Source organism: Bradyrhizobium sp. UFLA05-89, from assembly GCF_059803475.1.
In genome coordinates, this window is record NZ_JBANBA010000100.1 from 25,227 (window position 1) to 35,173 (window position 9,947).

The following is a 9,947-nucleotide window of genomic DNA, read 5'->3' on the forward strand; positions in this document are numbered from 1 at the left end:
GGGACGCTCTCACTTGAGGGGATAGCTGAGGAAGCGCGCGTTGATGTGCGCAAACATCTGCATGAGCATCCACGACATCGCGAGATAGAGCAGTGTGACGACGCCATAGACCTCGAAGCTGCGGAACGTATTGGTCTCGATCGACTGGCCGACCGAGGTCAGCTCATAGGCGGAGATCGCGGATGCGATGCTCGTCGTCAGCGTCAGCATGATGAACTGGCTGGTCAGCGATGGGAAAATCGCGCGCAACGCCGGCTTCAAAACGATCAGGCGGAAGATCAGGGGGCGGCTCAGGCCGAGTGCCAGTCCCGCCTCGATCTGCCCCTTGTTGATCGACTGTACGCCGCCGCGGATGATCTCGATCGCATAGGCGCCCCCGTTGACGCCGAGCGCGATGATCGCGGTCAGCGTGGGATCGAGGCGGATGCCCACCATCGGCAATGCGAAGAAGACGAAGTAGATCTGGCCGAGGAACGGCGTGTTGCGGATCAGCTCGACAAACGCCATGACCAGCCAGCGCAGTGCTGCGAGGCGGGAATCGCGCAGCACCACGCCGCCGATCCCGATAATGAGCGCCAACACCATGCCCGACAGCGCCAGGCCGAGCGTGCCGGCGCAGCCCCAGAGCAGGTCCGGCAGACCGTCGAGCACGGGTCCGAAATCGAACTGATAGCTCAACTCACTCCTCCCTCCGGGCGGCCCTCTTGGCGTGGCTTCACCCGTTCCTGTTCGTCCGACGATGGCGAGAACCTTCGCGCTATGACGTCGAGAGTGCCCCGTGGCGCTCGCGCAGATCGATGCGCCGTCCCGACGTGGCGGCCTCAGCAATGGCGAGTGTCACAAGCAGGCTGCGCGCGCCGTCCTCGACCGGCTGCAGCGACGGCGTCACGCCGCGAATGACATCGCGGAAGTGATCGAGCTGGGCGACGTAAGGATCGATCGATCCCGCATGGTTGGCCTGGGACTGGATCGGCCTGTTCCAGTCCTGCGCATCGCCTTCCTGCGTCCATTGGTCGAGGCTCGGAAATTCGAGCGTGCCGCGGCGGCCCATCACGCGGTAGCTGCTCTGCCCGCTGTAGGGAAACTCCGGCGACTCGCCGAGTCCCTGCTCCATCGTCCAGGGGCTGACCGCACAGTCGCTGAGGAAGAACGTGCCGAGCGCGCCGTTCTCGAATTCCACCAACGCTGCCGCGGTGTCCTCCACTGCAAAGCCGCGCTGGCGGTTTGCGGCGATCGCCGAGACCGCGACGATCTCGCCGATCGCAAAGCGCATGAAATCGATCTCGTGGATCAGGTTGATCAGGATCGGGCCGCCACCCGCCTGGGAGCGCCATGGCGCGACCTTGAAATACTCCGCCGGCTTGTGCGTCGCCCAGATCGCGGAGACGCCGACGACGTCGCCGATCCGGCCCTGCAAGAGCAGTGCCTTCAACGTCTTCACCTGCTCATGATGGCGGCGGTGATGGCCAACCAGCGACTTGATGCCGGCCTTGCGGACCTCGGCGATCAGATCGGCGGAAGTCTGTAGCGTATCGGTGACCGGCTTCTCGATCAGGATGTGGATGCCGCGCCTCGCGCAGGCGATGCCGTTCTCGGCGTGAAGCTGATTGGGGGACGCGATGACCACGGCCTCCGGCCGCGCCTCGTCGAGCAGCTTTCGGTAATCCCCGAAGACGCGCGCGCCGGGCTGCTCGGCTGCGACCTGCTCGGCATTCACGTCGGCGATGCCAACGAGCTCATAGTCGCCGTGCTCGGCCAGCTTGCGCAGATGCTTGCGCCCGATCAATCCCGCGCCGATTACGCCAATCCTGATCTTCGTCATGTCATGCGTTCCGTTGGTTAGGCCCAGCCGCGACAGCCGCGGCGTCCGGCGCCGCGGGGCCAGCCTTCGAGCAAGTGCCTGGTTGCGTTGAATGCCGTGGCGATCCGCTCTCTTGCATCCAGCGCCCGCAACGGCATTTCGACGCTGAGGCTGGTGTCGGCAGGAAGCGCCTCCAGGAGTGCACCCAGCGGCAAGGCGCCATCTCCGGGCGGCAGCCGTCCTTCGCGTGCCTCGGCGATGATGGCGGTTTCCGTTGCTGGCGGTACGGCGGTGGCATCACAGAGTTGCGCGGCGCGCAGCCACTGGTCGGGAAGCGGGATCAGATCGGCGGCCCGGCCACCCGAGCGCGTCAGATGCAACGCGTCGACCAGTATGGCGCCGTTCATCTGGCCTGCTTCGCGCACGACCGCTGCGGCCTGCGGCAGGCTGCCGATCGCGCGCCAGCGCATGAATTCGAGGTCGACGCGCAGGCCAAAGGATGCGGCGAGCTGACAGAGCTCGGCGAAATGCGCGGTGAGCCGGGGCCCATCCGGATCGTCGCCGGAAGCGATGACCGCTGCGGCGCCGAGATCGGCTCCGGCCTCGAGACGGCTCGCAAGCGAGGAGACGTCGAGGGCGGGTGTGAGCTGGACGAGCTCGATGTCGCTGACCCGCACGCCCTCGCCAACCAGCACGCGCTTGAGCGCGCGGTGGGCCTCGGTGCCGACCTCTGTCGGATAGGCCGGCCCATCGCTGGTTGCCGGGATGACGCGCAATCCGACCGCGGAAAAGCCGGCCCGCGCAGCCTCGGCGACCAGCGTGGCCGGCGCGAGCGGCAATGCGGTGAGGTGGGCCAAGCCGAGCGGGGTCATCATCGCCTGCATAATTAATCAGTGGGATAATTAGTAATTAATCGACGGGATAATTGATGTCAAGTGCCTTCGATTGGGCTATTGATGGAGGCGAGGCGGCATGCGGCCGCAGCGAAGGGCCGAACTGCCAGATGCCAAGCGTGAAGAAGCAGCCCGCGCGGGGGGCCAAGCCTGCGCCGATCAAGCGGCGCGACCGCGAGCGGACACGGCAGGAGATCCTCGACATCGCCTTCGAGGAGTTCGCCGAGAACGGCCTCTCCGGCAGCAACACCGATGCGATCGCCGCGCGCGCCGACGTCACCAAGCGGTTGGTCTTCTACTACTTCAACTCCAAGGAAGAGCTGTTCATCGCGGTGCTGGAGATGGCCTATGCCGGGATGCGCGCCGCGGAGGAGGGCCTTCACCTCGAAGCCCTGGCGCCGGAAGCTGCGATCCGCGCCCTCGCCGAATTCACCTTCGACTACCACCAGGCCCATCCACAGTTCGTCCGCCTCGTGTCGATCGAGAACATCCATCGCGGACGGCACATCGCGGTCAGCCGGAAGCTCAAGGAGATGACGCAGCCGAGCATCAGCCAGATCGCCGATGTGCTGAAGCGCGGCGTCGCCGGCGGCGTGATCCGGCCGGGCATCGACCCGATCGAACTGCACATGACGCTGAACGCGCTGAGCTTCTTCTCGGTCGCCAACCGTCATACCTTCGAGGCGCAATTCGCCTTCGACATGTCATCGCCAAAGGCGAGAGCCCAGCGCCGCGCCGAGATCGCCGACCTGCTCTGGCGCTACGTCAGAAAGGATCGATGACCTCGGACGCGGAGGAGGCGGCACCATCGATTGTCTTCTGCGCGATGATCGCATCTTGGCGCTGATGTACCCGACGTGTGATGGCTGGTGAGCCACTTCACACTGGAACTCCCGTACAGGTAGTAGTCTTCAAACGGGGTGGCCAGTGGAGCGGAGGGAGAGATGCCCAGGAAGGCCAGCCGATCAAAAAAATTGAGCGGGATCGTCGAGCGCGCGCATCCGGACAGTCAACCGAGAGCCGGCGATGAGCAGTTTTCCGCAGACTATACGGTGACCAGCACGACTGACGGCGGCGGACGCGTGCTGACCGACGTCGAGGTGATCCTGGTCTTTTGGGGCAGCTTCTGGACCACGACGCCTGCTCCGTCTCCTTCCAGCGACGAGTACAAGCAAGCGATTATCGGCATTCTCACGGGCCCCTACATGGGCGGCCTGCGCCAGTATCGCGGCGTCGCGCAGGGCACGCTGATCTTCACCGACCTCAACGACAGCACCAGCCCGGTGGATCAGTATACCGACGATGACGTGAAGACGATGCTCAAGGACCGGCTCGACCATACGAGCATGCCGCCGCCGGCATCCGGCCACAACCGCTTCTACGCCGTCATCGTGCCGCCGGGCATCAACAACAAGCTGACGACGACCAACAACTTCGTCGGGCAGCACCAGAGTTTCACCTACAAGGGCGTCACAGGATACTACGCGTGGGTGGACAATACGGGCTCGCTCACGGGGCACAATTGCGTCACCAAGGTCTTTTCCCACGAGTTGATCGAGGCGTGCACCAACCCCGACGTCGATACCTCGAACAACAGCATCCTGGTCAACGGCACCAATCCCGACGGAACGACGGTCACCAACGACGAGATCGGCGACACCTGCAACAACCAGTTCGCGACGATTGACGTCGACGGCGTCAATTGCTCCGTCCAGGCCTACTGGAGCAAGGCGGACAACGCCTGCATTCTTCCGACGGGAACGTTGACCTTCCTGGTGGACAAGGACACCTTCGGCAAGGATGAGGTGCAGGATGTCATCAACACCAGCGGCGGGACGTTCGAGCAGGCGTTCTGGCTCGTCGTTGACGGATTCAGCAAGAACACGTTCAGCTCTCTCAACGTCACGGTGCCGCTGCCGACGGGAGCGTTCGCCAACCTGAACGGGGTCACGATCACGCAGAACCCGAACATCGATTTCGAGAACGGTGCAGATCCCGGAGCCCAGCAGAGGATTCGAGTTCCCTTCGACATCACGTTCTCGAGTGTGGCGCTCGCGGACTTCCCGACGTCCGGCAGTCAGACTTTTGAACTTGATGCGTTCCTTGCGACCGATGGCAACAGGGTGCCGGGCACGAACGCTTCGACGCTGTTCGAATTAGTGGCGGGTGCAGACCCCTACTTCACCAATGTCGATCCGACCCAGAACAATGTTTTCTATCTGAGCCAGGACCTCAGGGTCTTCACTGCGACGCCCGGCCTGTCCCAGCATCCGGTTGCCGGTGCGCCGGCCTTTGCAAGTGACAGCGTCAACGGCGCGTTCACCTACATCCAGGACCTGCTCACGTTCCTGAACAATAACTTCAGCGACCCGGCAGGAGCCGACCCCTTCAACTCGATTCTCCCGAGCCAGGGGGCGGCGCTGCAGGCCGATTCCTCCGTGACTCCATTCACGATCCAGCTCACTCCCACGTTCCCGCCAACGTTCAAGATCTTCAACAACTACAACTTCGCGGTGGCGAGAGTCCGCATGCGCGGTACAGCGGGACCGGCAGGCGAAGCCAAAAATGCCCGTGTGTTCTTCAGGCTGTTCGTGACGCAGAGCCCCGATACGGACTATCAAACGAGCACGACCTACCCCTTCAATCCGGACGCGGCGGGCTTGCCTGGTTCGCCCCAAGTCGGCGCCGGTCACGTCACGCTACCGTTCTTCGCGACCGGAAATCTTGCCGGCAACACCGATTACGACAACGGAGGCGTCAACAACCGCGACATCGAGATCGCGAGCGGGAAGGACAATATCTGGGTCTATTACGGGTGCTTCCTGAACCTTTATGATTCCGCCAACGTGATCGACGGCAAGCAGGCCCTGGCGTGGCTTGCGGGAACTCACCACTGTCTGGTGGCCCAGATCGCATTCGACGATGCCCCGATCTTCATCGGGTCACGTCCCGAGGCCTCGGACAAGCTGGCCCAGCGCAATCTCCAGGTGACGGTCTCAGACAATCCCGGGCCGGCCTCGACGCATCGGATCCCGCAAACATTCGATATCCGGCCGAGCGCCATGGTCAGCCGGAAGACAGAGGTCGACGAGTTGATGATCGACTGGGGCAAAATTCCACGCGGGAGCGTCGCCTCGATCTATTGGCCGCAGGTTCAGGCCTCCGACGTGCTTGCCCTTGCGTCGCAGCTCTATCCTGCACACGCCTTGACGGCAGGAGACACGAATACGGTTCAGTGCAAGATCACGGGCGGCGTCACCTATGTGCCGATTCCGATGAATGCGGGTGAAAACTTCGCGGGTCTCCTCACGGTGGACCTTCCCACCACCGTCGTCACCGGTGAGGAATTCAACGTCATCGTCAGGCGCGTGGGGCGGCAGGTCTCGAAACGCGACGTTCCGATCCAGAGGCCGACGCGCGAGAGAAATGCCAATCCGGACGTCGCCGTCCCGCGCCAACCGTTTTCCTGGCGATATGTCATCGGGACGTTTCAGATCAGGATTCCGGTCTCGACGTCTGCCGTGATGTTGCGCCCCGAGGAAGACACGCTGGCGATCATGAAATGGCGATTGCAGCAGACCGCGCCGTCAAACCGGTGGTTTGCAGTGCTGCAGCGGTATGTCGCATTTCTGGCGGACCGCGTCGCCGGGCTTGGGGGCGATCCTAATGCCATTCCACCGTCACCGAATGGCGCGCCGGTCGAAGTCCCAAGTCCCTGCCTCGACGTCGTCGAGTACTCAGGGAAGGTCGCCGAGATCATCTTCGACTGCTTCGGCGAACTGGAGGGCTTTGTGCTCGCCGACTGTTGCACGACGCATTCCTTCAAGACACGCGAGCGGCAGGTCGGCGAACTGCTCATGAGGGCGTGCAGGGATCGGTTGCTCGTATCCGTTTTCGCACTCAGGCATGACCGTTCGAAGATTCAGCGAATGGTCATTAGCTGTTGAACGATGAAGCAAGCTCGCGAGACGCCGCGCGCAAGGCGCGAGGGAGCGCATTCCCTCACGCCTTGGCGGCCCTGATCTGATCGCGCTCAGAACTTGAAGTTCGCGAATGCGCGCACGCCGATGCCGGGCAGCAACACCTCGTCCTTGGTATAGGAGACCGAGTTGCGGATGTTCTCGTTGAGGAGGTTGTTGCCGACGAGACCGACCAGCATTTCGCGCGCGCCAAAGGCGTTCGGCTTGAGCCTGGTCTTGTAGCTGACTTCCGCCTTCAACAGATTGTAACCCGGCGTCGGCGTCTCTGCGATCGCGGCGATGTTGTTCTGCGGGAAGGCGTGCAACAGGTTGACGCGCATCAGCCAGTTGTCGTCGCGCCAGAATAGGCCGCCGCCCATCCTCAAGGGAGGAATCCGCGGCACGTTGGTGCCGTCGGTGAAGGTGGCGCGGACCACGTCGCCCTGGGTCTCGATGCCCCAGATCCCGCCCTGGATAGCTCCGACGTCGAGCTGCGACTGGAATTCACCGCCGCGGAAGTTCGCGTTCGCCTGCGAGTAGACGGCCTGGTTCACTTCGGCACCCGGCGTACCGCATGAGGCAAAGTCGTCGCCGCACATCACGCCGGTGAGCCGGCGATAGATGAAGTTGTCGAAGTGGGTGTAGTAGGCGGTCGCCTCGAAGCGGAACGGCCCCGTGGCGTTGCGCAGGCCGATCTCGACGGATTTTGCCGTCTCGATGGTGAGGTTCGGATTGCCGATGTCGAATGTCGCGGTCGCATCATGCGCGCCGCGCGAAAACAGCTCGGCAGGCTTTGGTGCGCGCTCGACATATTGCGCGGTGATGCTGCCGACCATGCCGCCCGGAAGATCCTGCAACAGGCCGATGCTGCCGCTCTTCGGCGTAAAGGACGGATTGCGAACGATGCTCGTCTGTGGCGTGCCGTCGGGCAGGAAATCCGCAGGGAAGTCCGGCGTCGAACCGTGCAGTTCGACGCGCTCGACGCGGCCGGCGATCTGCGCCCTCGTATGGTCGCTGAATTTGAACTCGTTGAAGGTGTAACCGGCAACGCGATAGTTGCGGTTCGGGTCCCACAGGCCGTTGAACAGCGTGCCGGGATTATCCGGGCTCGGTGCCGTCAGCTCCTGATGGCCGGCCTGGAAGCCGAACGCGGTCGTCACTTCGGCAAAGCGGGCATTGAACGGCATCAGCTGCGTTTCGATGCGCATCTCCTCTTCGCGGTTGGTGAAGGTCTGCCGGACACCGTCTGTCGTCGGGTCGGCGGGATCGGCGAGCCCGAGCTCGTTGTGGCGGTAGTTGGTGGCGCCCATCCACAGGCGAATAGTGTCGATCGCGGCGGCATCGGGGCGGTATTCGCCCTTGACGTTGATCTTGGTCTGATGCGCGTCGATGCGGGTCTGGTGATCCGCGCCATCGATGCCGGGGATATGATAGAGTGCGTCATTCTGTGTGATCGACGCGCCGATGAAGCCGCCCGTGAAGATGTAGGACCCGCCGATCGACGCACCGTCAGCCTGTGTCGCCGAGTTCGGCTGATGGCTGCCGACCGGCCGCGTCTGGTCGAACAAATAAGGATAGCTTGGAATCGAATAGTCGGACGTCTTCCGGCCGTAGACATCGGCATGGAATGCGAAATTGCCGCCGCCGGTATCGAGCAGGAGACCGCTTTCGACGCCGCGATCGACCGAGCTGAACGAGGTGCGGGTCTCGGCCGTCACGCAAGGCGAGGTTTCAGCGGTGGCGAGCGGTGCCTTGGCCGGCATGCCGTAGCTCTGGAACGAGGGCGCGCAGGAGGGCAGGGCATCGGGAATGCGATTGTTGGTCGCGCTCACCACGCCGCCGATCGAGGTCGAGCCGTAGCGCAAGGCGGCGGGGCCGCGCACCACCTCGATCTGATTGGTCGCGAGCGGATCGATCGGAACGAAGTGATCTTCGCCGAGATCGGAGGCGCCGCCTGCATTGGTGCCGTTTTCGACGATGCCGACACGGTTGACGTCGAGCCCCCGGATGATCGGCCGGCTCGACGCGCCCGGTGCGAAGCTCGAGCCGGTGATGCCGGGCTTTGCGAAAAGGAGGTCGCCGAGCTGTCCGCCGCCGTCGCGGCGGATCTCGTCGTTGGGTACGACGGTGACGGTTGCGAACTGGTTGGTGACGACCGGCAGCACACCCTGCTGGGGCGTGGCGGGCGCCGGTTCTGCTGCTGGCTCCGGCGGATGCTCGCGGTGGCGGGTGGGGGCGCTACGCGCGACGCGCGTCGTCGGGCGCGCCGGCACGATCGCTCTGCGCACGATCGGGCTTGGTGCGGTTACCTCGACCGCCGGTAGCTCTGTGGAGGGTTTGTCCTGTGCGATGGCGGGGGTCGCGGCAAGGCCGAGCACGAGCCAGCTCGCTCCGCTCAGACGCTGCGCGCGTCTTGGATAAGATGTCATTGTCCTGATTCCAATCAGGCGCCGACCAACAGCTATGTGCGGGTACGTGGCGACCTGCCGTCTTGATCTGACGGAATTCGACCTCAACTGCTCCCGGGTGCTCGTCCGCGTGTCAAAAGCGAACGAATCCAGGCTTGCTCAATGCTGGAGAGATCAGGACGCGGGAGGCGCGCGCGGCTGGAACGCGTGGCTGGCCGACTTCAGATGGATGAATTCGGCATCGGTGGTGCGGTAGAGGAATTCGACCGCCTGCGGCAGATGCAGCAGCGGCGGCGTCGCGAACACCACGGTGCTCGCCATCGCGACCACGGCGCAGATCGCGCAATTGTCGTCGCCCTGCTGGTCGTGGTCGGGATTTGCCGGTGCCTGCTTCTGTAGCGCTGCACGATCGACGGACGCGATGCCGCTCGCCTGTTGCGACGACTGGAGCAGCGGGGCAGCCCGCGCGAACCAGTGGCTGTGGCCGAAGGTCAACGCGAACTGCACCAGCATCGCGAAGATCGCGAGCCGGGCACCGTGCCTGATGTTCGAGCGGAACCACTTCATTGGAAAACGCACCCCGCATCGCGAGGGCCAATCCCCCGGCCATCACGATGTTACAATGTAACATCGCAGGATCGTGGCGCGCATGTCAACTGCGGGAGGCGCGGCCGCTGTGGCCGGCCTCCCGATGTGATCTTCATGCAACGGAATTCGTAGTCCTAGAGCATGATCCGGAAAAGTGTGGAGCGGTTTTCCGAAAAGATCATGCTCAAACAATAACCTAAAGCGCGATGACGATTCATCCCAATCTCATCGCGCTTTAGTCTTACTGTGTCATAAAATCATCCGCACGGTACGTCTTTGGATGAGAGCAGTACAGCAC

General features: G+C 63.4%; 7 protein-coding genes. 2 read left to right on the forward strand and 5 right to left on the reverse strand.

Annotation, left to right across the window (positions count from 1 at the left end; genetic code table 11):
* Positions 1-9 precede the first annotated feature (9 nt).
* The 3 genes from SO139_RS35465 to SO139_RS35475 all read right to left on the reverse strand — a co-directional run bounded on the left by SO139_RS35465 (position 10) and on the right by SO139_RS35475 (position 2,673).
* Positions 10-678: an amino acid ABC transporter permease gene (locus SO139_RS35465; protein ID WP_449380471.1), complete on the reverse strand. Its 669-nt coding sequence runs from the start codon at positions 676-678 to the stop codon at positions 10-12.
* A 79-nt stretch (positions 679-757) separates the two neighbouring features.
* Positions 758-1,822: a Gfo/Idh/MocA family protein gene (locus SO139_RS35470; RefSeq protein WP_449380470.1), complete on the reverse strand. Its 1,065-nt coding sequence runs from the start codon at positions 1,820-1,822 to the stop codon at positions 758-760.
* A 17-nt stretch (positions 1,823-1,839) separates the two neighbouring features.
* The gene (locus SO139_RS35475; protein ID WP_449380469.1) at positions 1,840-2,673 is read right to left on the reverse strand and encodes a sugar phosphate isomerase/epimerase family protein; all 834 of its coding nucleotides are present in this window, start codon (positions 2,671-2,673) and stop codon (positions 1,840-1,842) included.
* Between the two features lie 56 nt (positions 2,674-2,729).
* Here SO139_RS35475 and SO139_RS35480 point away from each other — a divergent pair, with 56 nt between their 5' ends.
* Both SO139_RS35480 and SO139_RS35485 read left to right on the forward strand, forming a co-directional pair.
* Positions 2,730-3,476: a TetR/AcrR family transcriptional regulator gene (locus SO139_RS35480; protein ID WP_449380468.1), complete on the forward strand. Its 747-nt coding sequence runs from the start codon at positions 2,730-2,732 to the stop codon at positions 3,474-3,476.
* A gap of 162 nt (positions 3,477-3,638) precedes the next feature.
* A complete protein-coding gene (locus tag SO139_RS35485) occupies positions 3,639-6,641 on the forward strand; it encodes a hypothetical protein (RefSeq protein ID WP_449380467.1) in 3,003 nt (1,000 codons plus the stop codon).
* A gap of 86 nt (positions 6,642-6,727) precedes the next feature.
* On the opposite strand, the gene SO139_RS35490 is transcribed toward SO139_RS35485, so the two are convergent.
* Together SO139_RS35490 and SO139_RS35495 are read right to left on the reverse strand one after the other, a co-directional pair.
* Entirely contained in the window at positions 6,728-9,082 is a 2,355-nt protein-coding gene (locus SO139_RS35490; RefSeq protein WP_449380466.1) for a TonB-dependent receptor, read from the reverse strand.
* 153 nt (positions 9,083-9,235) lie between these two features.
* Positions 9,236-9,628 carry a DUF2946 domain-containing protein gene (locus tag SO139_RS35495; protein WP_449380465.1) on the reverse strand — a complete coding sequence of 131 codons (393 nt, stop codon included), beginning with the start codon at positions 9,626-9,628 and terminating at the stop codon, positions 9,236-9,238.
* Positions 9,629-9,947: the final 319 nt, after the last annotated feature.